This window comes from Aeromonas sp., assembly GCF_050633025.1.
GTDB lineage: Bacteria > Pseudomonadota > Gammaproteobacteria > Enterobacterales > Aeromonadaceae > Aeromonas.
The window spans coordinates 36,797-56,237 of sequence record NZ_JBODRQ010000007.1 but is presented as its reverse complement, the minus strand read 5'-3'; the positions used below and the strand labels follow the sequence as shown (position 1 = coordinate 56,237).

The 19,441-nt window shown below is 60.4% G+C and carries 15 protein-coding genes and 1 tRNA gene; 4 read left to right on the top strand and 12 right to left on the bottom strand.

From position 1 onward, the window contains the following. The 3 genes from ACRAUW_RS02030 to rluD all read right to left on the bottom strand — a co-directional run. The coding region (locus tag ACRAUW_RS02030; RefSeq protein ID WP_431360969.1) for a Clp protease N-terminal domain-containing protein at positions 1–1,630 on the bottom strand (1,630 nt) is incomplete at its 3' end. 202 nt (positions 1,631–1,832) lie between these two features. Continuing rightward, the gene (pgeF, locus tag ACRAUW_RS02025) at positions 1,833–2,570 is read right to left on the bottom strand and encodes a peptidoglycan editing factor PgeF (RefSeq protein WP_431360968.1); all 738 of its coding nucleotides are present in this window, start codon (positions 2,568–2,570) and stop codon (positions 1,833–1,835) included. A 113-nt stretch (positions 2,571–2,683) separates the two neighbouring features. Beyond that, positions 2,684–3,664: a 23S rRNA pseudouridine(1911/1915/1917) synthase RluD gene (gene rluD, locus ACRAUW_RS02020; RefSeq protein ID WP_429021048.1), complete on the bottom strand. Its 981-nt coding sequence runs from the start codon at positions 3,662–3,664 to the stop codon at positions 2,684–2,686. Positions 3,665–3,781: 117 nt separating this feature from the next. On the opposite strand from rluD, the gene ACRAUW_RS02015 reads away from it, so the two are divergent. Continuing rightward, the gene (locus ACRAUW_RS02015; protein ID WP_021231467.1) at positions 3,782–4,537 is read left to right on the top strand and encodes an outer membrane protein assembly factor BamD; all 756 of its coding nucleotides are present in this window, start codon (positions 3,782–3,784) and stop codon (positions 4,535–4,537) included. Positions 4,538–4,686: 149 nt separating this feature from the next. Here ACRAUW_RS02015 and ACRAUW_RS02010 read toward each other — a convergent pair whose 3' ends face one another. From ACRAUW_RS02010 to yqhD, 7 genes are all read right to left on the bottom strand, one after another. Beyond that, the gene (locus ACRAUW_RS02010; RefSeq protein ID WP_431360967.1) at positions 4,687–6,015 is read right to left on the bottom strand and encodes a CoA-disulfide reductase; all 1,329 of its coding nucleotides are present in this window, start codon (positions 6,013–6,015) and stop codon (positions 4,687–4,689) included. A gap of 98 nt (positions 6,016–6,113) precedes the next feature. Continuing rightward, positions 6,114–7,514, bottom strand: coding sequence for an L-cystine transporter (locus ACRAUW_RS02005; protein ID WP_431360966.1), 1,401 nt, complete (start codon positions 7,512–7,514; stop codon positions 6,114–6,116). A 133-nt stretch (positions 7,515–7,647) separates the two neighbouring features. After that, positions 7,648–8,934: a serine dehydratase subunit alpha family protein gene (locus tag ACRAUW_RS02000; RefSeq protein WP_431360965.1), complete on the bottom strand. Its 1,287-nt coding sequence runs from the start codon at positions 8,932–8,934 to the stop codon at positions 7,648–7,650. 273 nt (positions 8,935–9,207) lie between these two features. Continuing rightward, positions 9,208–9,984: a substrate-binding periplasmic protein gene (locus tag ACRAUW_RS01995; RefSeq protein ID WP_431360964.1), complete on the bottom strand. Its 777-nt coding sequence runs from the start codon at positions 9,982–9,984 to the stop codon at positions 9,208–9,210. A gap of 98 nt (positions 9,985–10,082) precedes the next feature. Further along, a complete protein-coding gene (pntB, locus tag ACRAUW_RS01990; RefSeq protein ID WP_075111904.1) occupies positions 10,083–11,567 on the bottom strand; it encodes a Re/Si-specific NAD(P)(+) transhydrogenase subunit beta in 1,485 nt (494 codons plus the stop codon). A gap of 11 nt (positions 11,568–11,578) precedes the next feature. Continuing rightward, the gene (gene pntA, locus ACRAUW_RS01985; protein ID WP_431360963.1) at positions 11,579–13,105 is read right to left on the bottom strand and encodes a Re/Si-specific NAD(P)(+) transhydrogenase subunit alpha; all 1,527 of its coding nucleotides are present in this window, start codon (positions 13,103–13,105) and stop codon (positions 11,579–11,581) included. A gap of 508 nt (positions 13,106–13,613) precedes the next feature. Beyond that, positions 13,614–14,777, bottom strand: coding sequence for an alcohol dehydrogenase (gene yqhD / locus ACRAUW_RS01980; protein WP_431360962.1), 1,164 nt, complete (start codon positions 14,775–14,777; stop codon positions 13,614–13,616). Positions 14,778–14,934: 157 nt separating this feature from the next. Between yqhD and ACRAUW_RS01975 the strand changes: the two genes are divergently transcribed. Together ACRAUW_RS01975 and ACRAUW_RS01970 are read left to right on the top strand one after the other, a co-directional pair. Further along, positions 14,935–15,837: an AraC family transcriptional regulator gene (locus ACRAUW_RS01975; protein WP_431360961.1), complete on the top strand. Its 903-nt coding sequence runs from the start codon at positions 14,935–14,937 to the stop codon at positions 15,835–15,837. A gap of 17 nt (positions 15,838–15,854) precedes the next feature. Next, on the top strand, positions 15,855–16,367 hold the full coding sequence (locus ACRAUW_RS01970) for a lipocalin family protein (protein ID WP_164537341.1): 513 nt from the start codon (positions 15,855–15,857) through the stop codon (positions 16,365–16,367). A 66-nt stretch (positions 16,368–16,433) separates the two neighbouring features. Here the strand turns inward: ACRAUW_RS01970 and ACRAUW_RS01965 are convergent, their stop codons facing one another. Continuing rightward, the gene (locus tag ACRAUW_RS01965; protein WP_431360960.1) at positions 16,434–18,326 is read right to left on the bottom strand and encodes a methyl-accepting chemotaxis protein; all 1,893 of its coding nucleotides are present in this window, start codon (positions 18,324–18,326) and stop codon (positions 16,434–16,436) included. A gap of 247 nt (positions 18,327–18,573) precedes the next feature. Further along, a tRNA-Trp gene (locus ACRAUW_RS01960) sits at positions 18,574–18,650 on the bottom strand. 201 nt (positions 18,651–18,851) lie between these two features. On the opposite strand from ACRAUW_RS01960, the gene ACRAUW_RS01955 reads away from it, so the two are divergent. Next, entirely contained in the window at positions 18,852–19,394 is a 543-nt protein-coding gene (locus tag ACRAUW_RS01955; RefSeq protein WP_431360959.1) for a hypothetical protein, read from the top strand. The last annotated feature ends 47 nt before the right edge of the window (positions 19,395–19,441 follow it).

Sequence of the window (19,441 nt, the reverse complement as noted above, 5' to 3'; positions counted from 1 at the left end):
TCCAGCGGGCCAAGACGTCTGCAATCTCCACGTCAGTGACCCGGTTGCGCAGCAGACTGGTCTCCTGCATCTCGGCCTGAGTGGCGAGATCCAGCTGTTTCTCCAGCTCCGGAATGCGGCCATATTGCAGCTCGGACATCCGGCCCAAGTCGCCTGCGCGGCGCGCCACGTCGAGATCCTGACGGGCCTGTTCGAGGGCCGCCTTGATATGCTGGGTGCCGGCGAGGGCGGCCTTCTCGGCCTTCCACACCTCGTCCAGCTCGTTGTATTCCCGATCTTTTTCGCCAATCTCCTGATTGATCAGCTCCAGACGCTTGCGGCTGGCGTCGTCGTCCTCCTTCATCAGCGCCTGCTGCTCCAGCTTGAGCTGGATGATGCGCCGCTCGAGGCGATCGAGCGCCTCCGGCTTGGAGTCGATCTGCAACCGGATGCTGGCCGCCGCCTCGTCGATAAGGTCGATGGCCTTGTCCGGCAGCTGGCGATCCGCGATATAGCGGTGCGACAGCTGGGCCGCTGCCACGATGGCCGGGTCGGTGATCTGCACATGGTGGTGCAGCTCGTAACGCTCTTTCAGGCCGCGCAGGATGGCGATGGTGTCCTCCACGCTCGGCTCTTCCACCAGCACCTTCTGGAAACGGCGCTCAAGGGCCGCATCCTTCTCGATGTACTGACGGTACTCATCCAGCGTGGTGGCGCCAACGCAGTGCAGATCGCCACGGGCCAATGCCGGTTTGAGCATGTTGCCCGCATCCATGGCACCCTCACCCTTGCCGGCACCAACCATGGTGTGCAGCTCGTCGATGAAGAGGATGACGTTGCCCTCCTCCTTGGCCAGATCGTTCAGCACGGCTTTGAGCCGCTCTTCAAACTCGCCGCGATATTTGGCTCCGGCCACCAGCGCCCCCATATCGAGGGAGAGCACCCGCTTGTTCTTCAGCCCTTCCGGCACTTCGCCGTTGATGATGCGCTGGGCCAGCCCCTCGACGATGGCGGTCTTGCCGACACCGGGCGCACCGATCAGCACGGGGTTGTTCTTGGTGCGGCGTTGCAACACCTGAATGGTACGGCGGATCTCGTCATCACGGCCGATCACCGGGTCGAGCTTGCCGAGTTCGGCCCGCTCGGTCAGATCGATGGTGTACTTCTCCAGCGCCTGACGGTTCTCCTCGGCGTTGGCATCCTCCACCTTCTTGCCGCCACGCACCTTGTCGATGGCCGCTTCGAGTTTCTCCTTGGTCAGCCCCTGAGCACGCAACAGCTCGCCCAGCGTGCCCTTCTCGTCGAGGGCCGCCAGCACGAACAGTTCGGAGGAGATGAACTGATCCTTGCGCTGCTGGGCCAGTTTGTCGCAGACGTTGAGCAGGCGGCCGAGGCCGTTGGAGAGCTGCACGTCCCCTTCCACGCCGCTGACGCGCGGCAGGCGGTCCAGCTCCTCGCCGAGGCGCGAGCGCAGAGAATTGATGTCCATCCCGGTCAGGGTGAGCAGCGGACGGATGGAGCCGCCATCCTGATTGACCAGGGCGGTCATCAGGTGAACGGGTTCGATGAATTGGTGGTCACGACCCAGTGCCAAAGACTGGGCATCGGAAATAGCAATCTGGAATTTGCTGGTCAGGCGATCGAGGCGCATTGCACTCCCCCTTCAAACAGGCAGACGCCGCTTGCGCGGCAAACAACATAACTTTCTGAGATGAAAGATGAGGCCCGTACGGGCTATTTCAAGGGGTGATGCTGGTTATTTTTTCTGCAAAGCGGGGAGGATGCAGGATCCCCGCCACTCTCATACGGACCTGGTCTTGAGAGAGACGGGGTATTACTTGGTGAGTAATTGCTTAGCGGGCCAACCAGATGAGGGAGGCCATCCGGCCGGTCTGGCCATCGCGGCGGTAAGAGTAGAACTGCTCGCTGTCGCTGAAGGTGCAGTATTCGCCACCGTAGACGGCGGTGACGCCGGCACGGGCCAGCCGCAGCCGCGCCAACCGGTAGATATCCGCCAGCCATTTCCCCTCATTGGACGAAGACACGAACGCCGCTTCGGCTTCGGCCTGCTCTGCCATAAAGGCCTCGCGAACCTCGCTACCCACTTCAAATGCGGTAGGGCCGATGGCTGGACCAAGCCAGGCCAGGATCTCGTCCGGCTCGCAGCCCATGGCGGCGATGCTTGCCTCCAATACGCCCTCTTTCAGCCCACGCCAGCCCGCGTGAGCGGCGGCCACCACAGAACCCGCCCGATCACAAAACAGCACCGGCAGACAGTCGGCGGTCATCACGATGCAGGCCTGACCCACGTCACGGGCACAGGCGGCATCGGCATCCGGCGCCTGCTGATAATGGCGGCTGACCGGATGCACCACGGTGCCGTGCACCTGATTGAGCCAGTTGAGGGTGCCGGGGATTTCAGCGGCCTGCTGCAAGCGGGCACGATTGGCCTCGACTCGCGCCGGTTCGTCCCCCACATGGGCCCCCAGATTGAGGCCGGCAAAGACCCCTTCACTGACGCCGCCATCCCGGGTGGTCGACAAGGCTCTGACGTTGTCAGGTGCAGGCCAATCGGGTTCGATCCATTTCATCTGTGACTCCTTCAATTCACCGCTATAAAAAACGGGGCTCCTGCAAGGGAACCCCGTTTGGCATCTATTCGGGCCGGATGACGCCAGAAACCGACGCAGCAGGCCCTATCACATCAGTTCCAGACCAAATCGTCCGGATTGGCGAGAGTATCCGCGCGCAGCACTTCCATCAGATCAACCATGTCCTGCGGGGTCTCGGAGTGCCACTGCATCACTTCACCCGTGATGGGGTGTGCCAGTTGCAGCATGGTGGCATGCAGCGCCTGACGGTTGAAGCTGCGCAACATCTGGGTCAGCTCCGGCGTCGCGTTACGCAGCAGGCGCAGACGGCCACCGTAAGCGGGATCACCCACCAGCGGGTGCTTGATGTGGGCCATGTGGACACGGATCTGGTGGGTACGACCGGTTTCCAGACGCAGACGCAGACGGGTGTGGCCACGGAACTTCTCGTGCACCCGGTAGTGGGTCACGGAAGGACGACCATTGGGCACCACGGCCATATGGGTACGCTGGGTCGGGTGACGGCCAATGGGCGCATCAACCGTACCACCGGCGGTCATGTGACCGATGGCGATCGCTTCGTACTCACGGGTGATCTGGCGCGCCTGCAGCGCTTCCACCAGATGGGTCTGGGCGGGTACGGTCTTGGCAACCACCATCAGACCTGTGGTGTCTTTATCCAGACGGTGCACGATACCGGCACGGGGCACCTCGGCAATGCCGGGGTAGCGGTGCAGCAGGGCGTTGAGGATGGTGCCATCGGGCGTGCCGGCGCCCGGGTGGACGACCAGACCGGCCGGCTTGTCGATCACCAGAATGTGTTCGTCTTCATAAACGATGTTGAGCTCGATCTCCTGGGCATCCCAGCGGGTATCGGCTTCCAGCTCGACATTCACATGCACCTGCTGCCCGGCCAGAATCTTCTCGCGCGGGGTGTTGGCAACCTGACCGTCCAGGGTCACTCTGTCCTGTAAAATCCACTCCTTGATGCGGGTGCGGGAGTAGTCTGGAAACAATTCGGCCAGGGCCTGGTCGAGTCGCTGCCCGAATTGGTGATCCTGGAATTCGCCTGTCAGTTCAATATGCTGGCTCATGTATGGTCTCTTGAGCGGGGGGTATCAATTCGAAATAATCCGGGTATTCTAGCTTTTCTTTTAGCCAAGCATAACGGATACTTTGCCAATTTCGTGGAAATGGACCGGATGTTGTTGATGGGAAAGAAGTCTCACCTGCTGATGTCGCTCGCCTTGGTCGCTACCTTGATCACAGGCTGTTCCAGCACCAAACCCAAGGTACCCGACGAACCGCCGGAGACCCTGTACCAGAAAGCACGCCTCAAACTGGACGTTGGCAATTACGTGCAAGCCACTGAATTGCTGGAGGCTTTGGACTCTCGCTACCCGTTCGGCGCCTACTCCAATCAGGTGCAGCTTGACCTCATCTATGCCTACTACAAGCAGGATGATACCGCTCAGGCGATCGCCAATATCGACCGTTTTATCCGCCTCAATCCGGCGCATAAAAATATCGATTACGTCTTCTATATGCGCGGCCTGACCAACATGGCGGCGGATTACAACTTCTTCCAGAGTCTGTTCGGTATCGATCGGGACGACAAAGACCCGGCATATGCTCGTCAGGCCTTCCAGGATTTCAAAACCCTGCTGCAAAACTACCCCAACAGTGTCTATGCCGCCGATGCCCGCGCCCGCATGATTGGCCTGAAGAATCGTCTGGCCCGATATGACCTGAGCGTGGCCGAGTATTATGTGAAGCGTGATGCACTGGTCGCAGCCGCCAACCGGGCCAAGCTGATTGTCGAAACCTACCCCGACACAGCCGAAACCGAGAAGGCACTGGAGATCATGGTCGAGTCTTACGACGCCCTGAAGATGCCGCAGCTGGCCAAGCATGCCCGCGAAGTGCTGGCCAAGAACTACCCGGAGAACCGCCTCGGCCGTAGCTGAGTGATACGGATAAACCGGTAACAAAAAACCGATGCCTTGGCATCGGTTTTTTTATCGCTGCAATTTAGTCACTGATGTTACCCGCAGGGGCTCTGCAGAGCTGGGGCAACGTAACGGCGCCTTCCCAACGCCGTCCGTCATAGCAACTCTTACTTCGCGACGTTACCCGCCACGTTCAGGGCATCCCAGGTGCGGGAGAAGGGCGGCGCGTAGGCAAAGTCCAGCATGCCGAGCTGCTCGGTGGTCACCCCCATGGTAATGGCCACCGCCAGCGCGTCGATGCGGTGGACCGCCCCCTTGCGACCGAGGATCTGGCCCCCCAGCAGCCGCTTGCTGCCCGCCTCATAGACCAGTTTGACGTGAATGTCTGACTGGCCCGGGCAGTAGTTGGTGTGGCACTTGTCCTTGATCACCACGGTACGATAGTCGATGCCCATCGCCTTGGCTTCTTGCTCACAGAGGCCGGTACGGCCCGCCTCCAACCCCAGTACCTTGAGCGCGGCAGAGCCGAGGGTGCCCGGGAACTCCTGCTCGGCCCCGGCCAGGTTCTCGCCCACCATGCGGCCCAGCTTGTTGGCGATGGTGGCGAGCGGTACATAGACCTGCTGCTGCTTCACGCTGTGCCAGACGCTGGCACAGTCACCGGCCGACCAGACGTTGGCCAGCGAGCTGCGCCCCTGACGATCCACCTTGATGGCGCCGTTGCCGAGTCGTTCGATGCCGGTATTAGCCAGAAACTCGGTGTTGGGCTTGACCCCGGTGCAGACCACCACGATATCGGCCTCGTACTCGCCCTGGCTGGTGCGCACGCCGGTCACCCGGCCATCCCCCAGCAGCGCTTCAACTCGCTCACCCAGATGGAGAGAGACCCCCTGCTCGCGCAGTTCGGTTTCGATGTGCTGGGTGATCTCGCCATCAAACGCATCGGGGATGACCCGCTCCGCCAGCTCGATGAGACGCACCTCTTTGCCCTGATGGACCAGCGCCTCGACCACTTCCAGTCCGATAAAGCCGGAACCGATCACCACGGCGCGGCGATTGTTCTTGTCTTGCACCGCAGCTTTGAGCGCCAGCCCGTCGGCCATCCGGCGCAGACCGAATACCCCTTGCTGCTGCAAACCGGGGATGGGGGGCATCACTTCGCGGGCACCGGTGGCGATCATCAGCCGATCGTAGCGATCGGTGAAGGTGTCGCCGTTGTGCTCCACCACCAGAGTCTGGGCAGCCGCATCGACGCTCAGCACCCGATGGCCAATCTTGACCTCGATCCCCTTGGCGGCGAACTGCTCGGGGGTGAACTCGGCCATGTAGCCGGGCTCCTGAAACTCGTCACCGACGAAGTAAGGCAGGCCGCAGGCACCGAAAGAGATCACCTCGGAGGCCTCATACACCACGATGCCGGCATCGATGGCCAGACGGCGCGCCTTGGCGGCCGCGCTCATACCGGCGGCTTCGCCACCGATGATCAGAATTCTCATTGTTTTTCCTCTCAATGGCGCAGGGAGGGTATGCCCTCCCTGCGGTCTATGACGGGAAAGAGTCACCCCTTTCCACGGGCAGATCAACCGACAGCAAATCAGACGGTGGACTCTTCGCCGTCCAGACTCACTTCGTGATCGCTGTTGAACACATACATGTCGGTCTCGCCCATCAGGCGGCTGGTGACGGTGCCTGCGGTGATGGAGCCGGAGACGTTAAGCGCGGTACGACCCATGTCAATCAGCGGCTCGATGGAGATAAGCAGACCAGCCAGCGCCACCGGGAAGTCCAGCGCGGAGAGCACGATCAGCGCGGCAAAGGTGGCGCCGCCGCCAATCCCGGCCACCCCGAAGGAGCTGACGGTAATGATGGCGATCAGGGTCATGATAAAGCCGGGATCCATCGGGTTGACCCCGACGGTCGGGGCAATCATCACGGCCAGCATGGCCGGATAGATACCGGCACAGCCGTTCTGGCCGATGGTGGAACCGAAGGAGGCGGCGAAGTTGGCGATCCCCTCAGGAATACCCAGCGACTTGGTCTGGGTCTGCACGTTCATCGGGATGGAGCCCGCACTGGTGCGCGAGGTGAAGGCAAACGCCAGCACCGGCGTGATCTTCTTGAGGAAGCGCAGCGGGTTGATGCCGACCATGCTCACCAGCAGCAGGTGCACGACAAACATGATGGCGATGGCGCCGTAAGAGGCCATTACAAAGCTGAGCAGGTTGAGAATATCCGCATAGTTGGAGCCGGAGACCACCTTGGTCATCAGCGCCAGTACGCCGAACGGGGTCAGGCGCAGCACCAGAGTCACCATTCGCATTACGATGGCATGAGCCACGGCCACGAAGTGGCTGAAGCTGGTGAAGATCTCCGGCTTCTTGCGGGCGATGCCGGTGGCAGAGAGGCCGATGAAGATGGAGAAGATCACCACTGCGATGGTGGAGGTCTTGCGCGCCCCGGTCATGTCGAGGAAGGGGTTGGCCGGAATGAACTCCAGCATCATCTTGGCGAACGACATGCTCTCGACGCTGCCGAGGGTGGTCTGCAGCGCGGCGCCACGGGCGCTTTCGGCGGCCCCGGAGGTGAGCCCTTCGGCGGTCAGGCCAAACAGGTTGGACATCAGGATGCCCGCCCCGGCGGCGATGGCGGTGGTGAAGATCAGCACGCCTATGGTCATGGCGCTGATCTTGCCCAGCGCGGTGCCGCCATTGAGCTTCAAGATAGCGCTGATGATGGAGACCATGATCAGCGGGATGATGATCATCTGCAGCAGCTTCACATAGCCGCTACCCACTATATCCAGATAGTCGATGGTCTGAACAATGACGGACGAACCTGCACCGTAAAGCAGTTGCAACGCGGCGCCGAACAGAATACCGAGCCCCAGACCGGCAAAGACCCGGCGGGTGAAGCTCACATGTTTTTCCTGCAACCGATAGAGGAAAAACAGCAAGAAGGCGGCGATCGCCAGATTGCCGATAACGCTAAGTGACATGGTATGACTCCCCAAAGAGCGGGCTTGCACCCGAGAAACAAGAGCAAGCGCCATGCTTGCCCTGGCAACCGTGTCAGACGGTCTGCGCCGTCGTGACAAGAACAAGGGGGTCTATCACCCCCTTGTCACAGATTCACTGCTTCTGCTGTTTCGCTCGCATGATGTTGATGATTTCGATGTCGGTATCCAGCATCCCCTCTTTGGATAGTCGGCCCAGATTGGCAATAGTCTGGTCCACATCGTCGGAGACGATCCCCTCGCTCTGGGGGACATGCAGGTTGTTAATGGCCATCAGCGAAGACTTCACCGCCGCCGAGGTGGAGGTCGAGACCTTCATGGAGCAGGCGCTGCCGGCGCCGTCACAGATAATGCCGGAGACATCGCCAATCATGTTGTTGATGCAGTGGCTGATCTGCTCGAACTGGCCGCCCAGCAGCCAGGTGATGGCCGCGCCGGAGCCCATGGCAGCGGTGCTGGCGGCGCACAGCGCCGACAGCTTGTTCTGATAAGTCTTGATGTAGATGGCCACCAGATGGCTCATCACCAGTGCCCGGGTCAGCTGCTCGTCGCTCGCCTTGAGGAAGCGGGCAGCCGCGACCACCGGCATGGTGGCGGCAATGCCCTGATTGCCGGAACCGGAGTTGGACATGGCGGGCAGCATGGCGCCATCCATCCGTGCATCGGAGGCAGCGGAGGAGAGTCGCATCGCCAGGGTCATCAGGTCATCGGAGAGCAGCTTGCGCTCCACCTGTTCGGTGAGGATCTTGCCGATCTTCAGGCCGTACCCCTGTAATCCTTCATCTGCCAGCGCCTGATTCATGGTGGCGGCCTCGCGGATAAAGTCGATCTCCGCCAGCGGCACTGCCAATGCAAAATCGACGATCTCCCGCAGGGTCATGGCCGGTTTGGCGGATTTGGCTGGCTGGATCTGCACGCCGGGGGCACTGGCCTGCTCCATCAGCACCTCGCCATCCTTCTCCATCAGGATGATGCGGGTGTGGTCGGTACAGATCACCACCCGGGCACTATGACCCTCCACTTCGGCCAGCACCTCGGCGTAGAGCACATCCGGTACATCCTTCACATCCACCTTGATCACCGGCAGCAGCGCCTTGGCCGCTTCCACCTGTTCTGGTGTGAGGGTCTTGAGCACCTCCAGCCCGGCATCGGGATTGCCCCCTGTGATGCCGACCGCAGCGGCCACCGGCAGACCGATCATGCCGGTGCCCGGCACCCCGACGCCCATGCCGTTCTTGAACAGATTGCCACTGACCCAGACGCTGATGCGGGTCGGGGTCTCCCCCAGCAGCTTGCGGCAGTTGGCCGCCGCCAGCGCCACCGACATCGGCTCGGTACAGCCCAGGGCTGGCACCACTTCACGCTTGAGCAGGGTAATAAAGTCGCTCCATTGTGCTTTCATCTGTGCATTCTCATCTTGGTGGCGCAATGCCATCGCTACCGGCAACAACATGGCCAAAGGGGGTGACACGGGGTCAACATCAATCAGGAGTGCGTAGCCGGAGCATCGCCAGAGAAAAGGCCGTCTAATGACAGGCCATCTAATCAACTTAATTTGAATTTAATGTCAATAAAATCAAATTAAGTTGCGCTGCATCGCTTTCTTAGCGCAATTATGCCCGTCTTTTAACAAAGTGCGACAAATTGTGAAGCAGCCCACAGACATCTGGCTCATCTAGAGATGGTAACGAGCCAATAGGTGCTGATAGGCAGCGGTTTTCTTGAATGCTTTGAGAGCAGAGGAGAAACGGATAGCCAGTTGGTCGTGGCCGGGCTTGCGGGTAAATGCAAGGAAATTGCGATTGTCATCGGTCAGCAGAGGTGTACCGTGACGCACCAGACCCTGCAATCCCTGGCTGTGCAGCAAATAGTGACCAACCCGTTCGTTGAGCACGACACCATCCAGTCGACCGGCCATCATCAGATGCAGTTGCTTGAGCATCTTGCCTTCGCCCGTCATGGCGACTCTGATCACTCCTTCCTCAGCCAGAAAATCAGGGCGGTAGGCATAGCCTGCCTGAATGCCGATCCGCAACCCCTTGAGGTCAGAGAATTGCTCGAATTTCACCGGGCGATCCGCCGGATAGAAGAGCACTTCGCCGCTGCGAGAGAGCGGCTCGTCGGGATAGTGGAGCCACTGCTGGCGAGAAGGTTCAAAGAATACGCCAAGCACCGCATCCCCCTGCTTGAGGTGAGCCTCTTGCAGTACCCGCTTCCAGGGCAACGCCCTCACGTTGGTCTGATAACCCAACTGGGCAAGGACGATCTGGGTCAGCTCCAGGTCAGCCCCAACCAACTTGCCGTTATCGTCTCGCATCACATAAGGAGGCCAGATCTCGGTCAGAATAATCAGAGGGGGGAGCTCGCCCGCCACCGCCTCGCTGTCGACCAGAAGCGATACCAGCAGGCAACCACACCAACCCAGCTTGCGCCAACCCTGACACCACATCATGGAGATCCCTCATGACCCATATGGACTCAGGATATACAAGTATCCAACAATAACAAAGGAGGCCGAAGCCTCCTTGGTATTCACTCTCTGAGCGGCACTTACAGTGCTTTCAGAATTGCCTCGACGCTGGCCTTGGCATCGCCAAACAGCATCTGGGTATTTTCCTTGAAGAACAGCGGGTTCTGGACACCGGCGTAGCCAGTGTTCATGGAACGCTTGAAGCCGATGACGTTCTGCGCTTTCCACACTTCCAGCACCGGCATACCGGCGATCGGGCTGCCCGGATCTTCCATCGCGGCCGGGTTGACGGTGTCGTTGGCACCGATCACCAGCACGGTATCGGTGTCGGCGAAGTCGTCGTTGATTTCGTCCATTTCCAGCACGATGTCATACGGGACTTTCGCTTCCGCCAGCAGCACGTTCATGTGGCCTGGCAGACGACCGGCAACCGGGTGGATACCGAAGCGTACCTTGACGCCGCGATCACGCAGCTTCTGGGTGATTTCAGCCACCGGATACTGGGCCTGCGCCACCGCCATGCCGTAGCCCGGGGTGATGATGACGGAGCTGGAGTTCTTCAGCAGGTCAGCCACTTCCTCGGCGCTGGTTTCGCGGTATTCGCCCATCTCCTGATCAGCCGTGGAGGCCACGCCATCGGAGCCGAAGCCACCGGCGATCACCGAGATGAAGGAGCGGTTCATCGCCTTACACATGATGTAAGAGAGGATCGCACCGGAGGAGCCCACCAGCGCACCCACCACGATCAGCAGGTCGTTGGAGAGCATGAAGCCCGCCGCCGCTGCCGCCCAACCGGAGTAGGAGTTCAGCATGGAGACCACCACCGGCATGTCGGCGCCACCGATGGAGGCAACCAGATGCCAGCCGAAGGCGAAGGCGATCAGGGTCATCACCAGCAGAGCGAAGGTAGAGCCGCCCGCGTTGACGAAGTAGACCATCAGCGCCAGCGAGGCGACCACGGCCAACAGGTTCAGCTTGTGGCGGTGCGGCAACATCAGCGGCTTGGAGGAGATGAGACCACGCAGTTTGCCAAAGGCCACCACGGAACCGGTGAAGGTCACCGCACCGATGAAGACGCCCAGGAAGATTTCGACCAGGTGGATGTTCAGCATGGCGCCGGAGAGGTGCTCGACCTGGGCGACGCTGGCCGCCTGTTCGAACGCCGCACGGGCAGCAGCCAAAGTAGCATCCAGGTTGGAACCGACGGAGACCACCACCTCAGCAGGCGCAGAGGGGTGCAGATCGATGAAGCTGTTGAAGCCCACCAGCACTGCCGCCATACCGACGAAGCTGTGCAGCACGGCCACCAGCTCGGGCATCTCGGTCATTTCGACCTTGAGCGCCAGACGCACGCCGATGGCACCGCCGATCACCATGGCCAGAATGATCCAGTGAACGCCACTGGTCTCCGGGTTGAATACGGTGGCGAGCAGGGCGATAGCCATACCCGCGATACCGAACAGGTTGCCATGCTTGGCCGTTTCTTGCTTCGACAGTCCCGCGAGACTGAGGATGAAGAGCACGGCGGCAACGATATAGGATGCTGTTACCAGTCCTTGAGACACGTTAAACCCCCTTAATCCTTACGGAACATCTTCAGCATGCGCTGAGTGACGGTGAAGCCGCCGAAGATGTTGATACTGGCAATCAGCACGGCGATGAACGCCAGCGCGGTGACCAGGGTCGACCCTTGCCCGATCTGCAGCAGAGCACCGACCACGATAATGCCGGAGATGGCATTGGTGACCGACATCAGCGGCGTATGCAGGGCGTGCGATACGTTCCACACCACGTAGTAACCAACCACACAGGCCAGGATGAATACGGTGAAGTGGGAGAGGAAGGCTGCCGGGGCAACAGACGCAATCCAGCCGAAGGCGGCGATGCCGAGGGCACCGAACACGAACTTCTTGTTGGAGGGCTTGGCCTCTTCCTTCTTGGCGGCCGGTTTGGCGGCAGCGGGTTTCTGCGGGGCGGCAGAGACAGAGATGGCGGGCGGCGGGAAGGTCACTTCACCGGCCTGGATCACCGTCATGTTGCGCTGAACCACGTCTTCGAAGTTGATGGCTACGTTGCCGTCCTTCTCCTTGCACATCAGCTTCATCAGGTTGACCAGGTTGGTACCGTAGAGCTGGGAGGATTGGGCAGGCAGACGACCCGGCAGATCGGTGTAACCGATCACCTTGACGCCGTTGGCGGTGACATGCAGTTCACCCGGCACTGTGTATTCGCAGTTACCGCCAGCCTGAGCGGCCATGTCCACGATGACGGAGCCCGGCTTCATGCTGTCGACCATCTCTTTGGTGATCAGCTTGGGAGCCGGCTTACCCGGGATCAGGGCGGTGGTGATGATGATGTCCACCTCTTTGGCCTGCTGGGCGAACAGCTCCATCTCGGCCTTGATGAACTCTTCGCTCATCACTTTGGCATAACCATCGCTGGATGCGCCGTCTTCGCCGCCGAAGTCCAGTTTGAGGAATTCCCCACCCATGGATTCGATCTGCTCGGCCACTTCCAGACGGGTATCGAACGCACGCACGATGGCGCCGAGGGAACCGGCCGTACCGATGGCGGCCAGACCGGCGACACCGGCACCGATCACCAGCACCTTGGCAGGCGGCACTTTACCGGCTGCGGTGATTTGACCGGTGAAGAAGCGACCGAACTGGTGCGCAGCTTCAACCACGGCGCGATAGCCACCGATGTTGGCCATGGAGGAGAGGGCATCGAGGGACTGGGCACGGGAGATCCGCGGCACCATGTCCATCGCCATCACATTAATGTTGCGCATCGACAGCTTCTTGACCAGCTCAGGGTTCTGGGCAGGCCAGATGAAGCTCACCAGAGTGGCGCCATCTTTAATTTGTGCGATCTCGGCATCGGTCGGCGCATTGACCTTGAAGATAAGGTCGGCTTGCCAGACATTCGGCACCACGCTGGCACCGGCAGCCTCGAAGGCGGCATCATCGAAGCTGGCCGACAGGCCTGCGCCGGTCTCGATGGCGACCTCGAAGCCGAGCTTTTTCAGCTGCTCGACGGTAGCCGGGGTCGCTGCGACCCGGGTCTCACCGGCGAGACTCTCTCTCGGTATTCCAATCTGCATGACTATTCCCTGATGGTTAATAAACAATCGCTGCCCAGTGTCTCACTTCTGACGAAACAAGACATGACCAAAGTGCAGGTCCAGGGCTCTTTGTTATGAAAATCAGTAGGCTTTACCTCAACCTCCTGTCATGGTCAGGCCCCCGCTTTTCAGGCGCGAAGGTGATTAGTATCAAATTTTGGAGTTTTATTACAACCGCAGTCCCAACGGCACTCGTACAGAATTCAGCCCATCCCGGACCACGATTAAAAAAAACAAACCAAATTAGAGGCTTATACCAGTAAAAACAGCTGAAAAAAGTGATCCAACCAGTCAAAAAAAATGTTTTACCGGTCCTCTATGCTTAGCGTTTTTTGTTCTTACGAAATCCGCTTTCGTCTCACTTCTCGCAGTGCCCCCTCGAAAAGTAACATTTTCCCAACGAAAACGAGGCCGCTCAGCCTCCAGATGGCGGGAGAGGGCCCCGACAATTTAATCATTTCTCCGATGTGACGCCGATTGACTGTCCTTACCAGGCCGCTTGATAAATATGCTGGCTCTGCACCAGGTCGATGTCGCCGTGTTCGCCCAGACGGGTCATGCCGTGCTCACCCAGCTTGCCGATCAGGGTGTCGATACCCAGATCTTTCAGACCGTAGTCGCGCAGTCGGGTCTTGACCCCCATCCGCTCGAAGAAGTCGCGGGTCGCGGCGATGGCATCGTCGATACGCTCCGCTTCGCTGCCGCTGTTCAAGCCCCACACCCGCTCTGCGTATTGCAGCAGCTTGGCATGTTTCTGTTTGCGCTTGGCCTGCAGCAGGGCGGGTAGTACCGCAGCCAGAGTCTGGGCGTGGTCGAGGCCGTGCAGGGCGGTCAGCTCGTGACCCAGCATGTGGGTGGCCCAATCCTGCGGCACCCCGGCACCGATCAGGCCGTTCAACGCCATGGTGGCGCTCCACATGATATTGGCGCGCACCTCGTAGTTGTGCGGTTCGGCCAGCGCCTTGGGGCCCTCTTCTATCAAGGTCAGCAGCAAGCCTTCGGCGAAGCGATCCTGCACCCTGGCGTTGACCGGATAGGTGAGATACTGCTCCACGGTATGAACGAAAGCATCCACCACCCCGTTCGCCACCTGACGCTCGGGCAGGGTGTAGGTGAGCACCGGATCGAGCACGGCGAAGCGCGGCATCACGAACGGCGAGAAGAAGTGCACCTTGTCGCCACTGCTGCGACGGGTGATGACGGCACCCATGTTCATTTCGGAACCGGTCGCCGGCAGGGTCAGCACCGAACCGAGCGGGATGGCGGAGCGTACTTCGCTGCCAACGGTCTCGAGAATGTGCCAGGGCTCTTTGGCCAGATCGTAGTGCGCGGCAGCGGCGATAAACTTGGTGCCATCGAGCACGGAGCCACCGCCAACGGCGAGCAGGAAATCGACTCGCTCGGCACGGGCCAGCTCCACGGCGCCCATCAGGGTCTCGTAGGCCGGGTTCGGTTCGATGCCGCCAAATTCAAACAGGGTCATGCCAGCCAGCTCGTTGCGGATCTGTTCCAGCAGGCCGCTGCGTACCACGCTGCCGCCACCATAGGTGATCATGACGCGGGCATCGCTCGGAAGCTGCTCGCGCAACTGGGCAATCTGCCCTTGGCCGAACAGGATTTTGGTCGGGATATGGAGCGTAAAGTTGTTCATCGACATTGCCTTTTTCTGATAGTCATGGCGGCCTGGCCGCGAAATCGTGATTGCATTTTTCTCCAGAACCACCCTACCATCAAGACAACATCCTGCTTGATTCTTGCCTATTTCTATAAAGCAGCAAAAACCGGAGCTGTCGAATCAAAGAGCGCCCATGCAAAATCGTTACAGCGACCTCGCAACCAGATTGACCCGCCACGTCACCGCCCCTGGCATCACCCCGTCCCCGGTGAAACAGGTCAACCTCATCTATACCACCGAGCACCATGGCCGCACTCCTGTGCTCTACCAGCCGCGAATGATAGTGATCCTGCAGGGGCACAAGGTGGGTTATCTGGCGGATCAGGTGTTTCGCTACGACCCCAACCACTACCTGCTAATGACCCTGCCGCTGCCCTGCGAGTGCGAGTGCTTCGCCTCCCCCGAGCAGCCGCTTATCGGCTTCTCCATCGAGATCGATCTGGTCATCCTGCAGGAGCTGTTGCTTGAGCTGGGGGATGCCCTACCCACCCCTGCTCCGCAAAAGCGCGGCGTCTACTCGGTCCCCTTGTCGGAGACCATGTTCTGCACAGCCGAGCGGCTGATCGATCTGATGGACAACCCGCTGCACGCCAGGGTACTGGGACCGCAAACGGTGCGCGAGATGCTGTTCCACGCCCTCACCGAGGGGGGCGGCCCGGCGCTGCAGGCGCTCGCCAATCGCCACAACCATGTGGGCCAGATCGCCCGGGTGCTGCGTATGATAGAGTCCCGTTATGCCGACAACCTCACCATGGAGGAGCTGGCGCGAGAGGTGAACATGAGCGTCTCCGCCTTTCACCACCACTTCAAGGCGGTCACCGCTACCTCGCCGCTGCAGTACATCAAGTCGTTTCGCCTGCACAAGGCGCGGATGATGATGCTGCACGATGGCATCAAGGCGGGGGCGGCCGCCGCCAGAGTAGGTTACGAGAGCAACTCCCAGTTCAGCCGGGAGTACAAGCGCTTCTTCGGCAGCACGCCGACGGATCAGGCCTCCCGCTTCCGGGATGGCCAGCTGCGCATCATTGAGGGATAACCAGAGAGGGATTACTTATGCGTTCACTGCTTTGCCTGTTCACCGCTTTACTGCTGACGGCCTGTACCGGGATTGCCGACGGCATTCGCCCCGTCACCGGCTTCCAGCTCGATCGTTATCTTGGCACCTGGTATGAGATTGCTCGCCTCGACCACAGCTTCGAGCGGGGGCTGGAGCAGGTGAGCGCCACCTACAGCCTGCGGGACGATGGCGGCGTCAAGGTACTCAACCGCGGCAAGCAGAGCGATGGCAGCTGGCGCGAGGCCGAGGGCAAAGCCTACTTCGTCGGCAACCCGGACGAGGCGCGGCTCAAGGTGAGTTTCTTCGGCCCCTTCTACGGCGGCTACAACGTCATCGACCTCGACCCCGATTACCAGCTCTCGCTGGTGACCAGCTACAACCACGACTACCTCTGGATCCTCGCCCGCTCACCCAACCCGCCCAAGGCGAAGGTGGATGCGCTGGTCGCCAAAGCGAAGTCGCTGGGCTTTGCCACCGACCAGCTTATCTGGGTCAAACAGACTCCTTAAGCCCGTCGTGAAATGACAAAGGGCAGCCCGCGGGCTGCCCTTTCTGTTGCTGGCGTGGCGAGATGATCAGAGCCGGAAGCGGCCGATCTCCTGCTCCAGCCGCTCGGTCAGCGACTTGAGTTCGGCCGCCTGCGTCGCCTCGCTGCCCGCCTGCTCGGCCAGCTCTTGCGAGACGTGGCGGATATTCTCGGTATTGCGGCTGATCTCGCCGGTCACCGAGGTCTGCTCTTCGGCCGCCGCCGCGATATGAGTCGCCATGTCGCTGATGGAGCCGATCGCCTCATTGATCCGCGCCAGACTCTGGTTGGCGGACTCCGCATCCTCGACGCTGGTGCCGGCCAGCTGGCGACTGGTCTCCATGCCGCCCACGGCGCGGCGGGTGGTCTGCTGCAGGGTCTCGATCATCTGCTGGATCTCGTCGGTGGAGTCGTGGGTACGGCGCGACAGCACCCGCACCTCGTCCGCGACTACCGCAAAACCGCGGCCCTGCTCACCGGCCCGGGCCGCCTCAATGGCGGCGTTGAGCGCCAGCAGGTTGGTCTGCTCGGCGATGCCGCTGATGGTCGCCAGAATGCCGCTGATCTTCTGGGCATGGCTGTCGAGCTCGTTGATCACCTGACTGGCATCGGCCACTTCGTCCGCCAGCCCGGTAATGCTGCGCTGACTCTGACCCACCTGGGATTGACCGGCGACCGCCAGTGCGACCGCATCGGTGGCTGTGGTGGCGGCAAACTCGGCGTTGCCGGCGATCTCCTGGGTGGCGGAGGCCATCTCGGTCACCGCGGTTGCCACCATCACGATCTCGTCCTGCTGCTGGCGCACCCGCTGACTGCGGGCCTGCGCCCCGGCCGCCTGGGCGCGGGACTGTGCCGCCAGCTCGACGGTCACATCCCGCAACCGGCTGACGATGCCGTGCAGCCGCGCCACGAACTGGTTGAAGTTCTGGGCCAGCAGCCCTACCTCATCCTTGCTGTGAGTGTTGATGTGAACGGTGAGATCCCCCTCGCCGTGGGCGATGTCATGCAGGGCGTGCGCGACCCGGCCGAGATCGGCGAACAGGTATTTGAAGGTGGCGGTGAGCAGAGCGCTGAACGCCAGCATCAGCACCAGGGTCAGTCCCACCAGCTCCCACAGCAGGCTGCTGAGCGGCGCTTCCAGCACATCGCGATACATCACCATGGCGAGCAGCCAGTCGGTGCCCGGTACCGGTTGTACCGCCAGCAGCACATCCCGCCCGTTGAGGGTGGCGGCGTGCAGCTCGCTGTTTTCGCGGCCCCACTGCTGGAAGGTGGCCGCCGACAGGTCGGGGGAGAGCTCGCCAATCTGCTTGAGCGCCAGATCCTTTTGCGGATGGCCGACGATGAGACCGCTGCTGTCCAGCAGCATGGCATAGCCATCACCCTGCACCGTCATTTCAAGCACTTCATCGATCAGCTTGTCGAGAGCCAGATTGGCCCCCACGGCGCCGACCAGCTCGCCCTGATGACGCACCGGCTCGGAGAGGGTGACCACCAGCTTCTGCATGGTGACGCTGACATAGGGGGCGGTCACGATCAGCTGCCCCGCCTTCACCGCATCCTGATACCAGGGGCGCTCGCGCGGGTCATAGTTGCCGGTGTTGAGGGACGGGTCCTGCCGGGTCATGACCCCCTGCTCGGAGCCAAAATAGGTGAGCCCGAATCCACCGGAGGTGTAAGCCTGCTTCAGGTGCGGCACCAGATCGGCTTGCGGGTTGTCGCTGATCAGATTGACCAGCGCATGGACGGTATTCTTGCGATCTGCCATCCAGTCGCCGATCGCCACCGAGTAGGCGTGACCATAGTTGACCGCCTCGCTCTGGATGGCGCTCATGGTGCGGGATTTTAGGGTGTGAAAGGCAACGATGCCGAGCAGTGATGCCATCAGCAGCACTACGCCAAGACTGGTGGCCAGCAGCTTGCCGCGCAGAGAGAGGGTCATGACGACGAATCCTTGTTGTTGTGTCAGGCAGGGAAAACCCTGATGTATCAAAGGCTATCGGCCGCAATATGAACAGACTTTAGTGAATCTGTGTTTTTTACATCTATCAACAACAGGGCAGGGATCGCGATCAGAAGTTGGTTGCTCGTTATTCACTGCTTTTCAGTGGTGGAACAATCAAAAGGAGGACGAAGGGAGGATGCCGGAAATGCGAAAGGCCAGCTCAATGAGCTGGCCTTTCTTAAAATGGCAGGGGCGGCAGGACTCGAACCCGCAACCATCGGTTTTGGAGACCGCTGTTCTACCAATTGGAACTACGCCCCTGCAACAAACGAGGCGTAGTATACAAAGCGGGTTTCAAAGGTAAAGGCTTTTTTCACACTTTTAATGCGATTGCACAAATCCCGAACAAGTCGCGGTTGTTTGTGCAGCAAAGCGGGATAACTTGCTGTATTTGCAGCCCTGCCGGGGTAGGAATGGGACATAAATGGGGGTAGGGTGAAAGCAGGTACCGGGAGGCTCCTTATGCTCAATTACCGACTGCTCCAACAACTGGCGCCCCTCAACTTCAGGGATGAACGCAAAACAGAGTCCCTGCCCGCCTATCTTGAACGGGTCGCGCCGCTGGTGCCCTTTATTCCTGAAAATGTGCTCTCCCAGTGGATTTACCGTCATTGGCGCGGTTTTGAGTCCAACTGGAGCTTTATCGATCTCGCCAGCCATCAGTTCACCTGTGAAAGCTGGCCCACCGCGCAACTGGTGGATCAGGTGGACTCACGCCATATGGAGGTGATTGAGCGCTGGGGGGAGATGCTGCGCAGCAATCGCTATGTCCGTCGATCCTGGCTCGGTGAGAAGATGCTGAGCGAAGGCACCTGGCCCGAGCCGGTCATCGTGCTGGCGCCCGCCGAGGGGTGCAGTTACCCGAACGGGCAGCCGCTGCCGCAACCCTACTGCCTGCTGGAAGGGCACCACAGACTCGGTTATTTGCGCGCCATGGCCCGCGATGGGGAATCGCTGCAAGAGACGCACAGCGTGTGGATTTGTCGTCATGTTCCCGCCACTTAAACGTTTTTCATGCTGAAATTTGCATCATAAATAAAATTTTGACAATT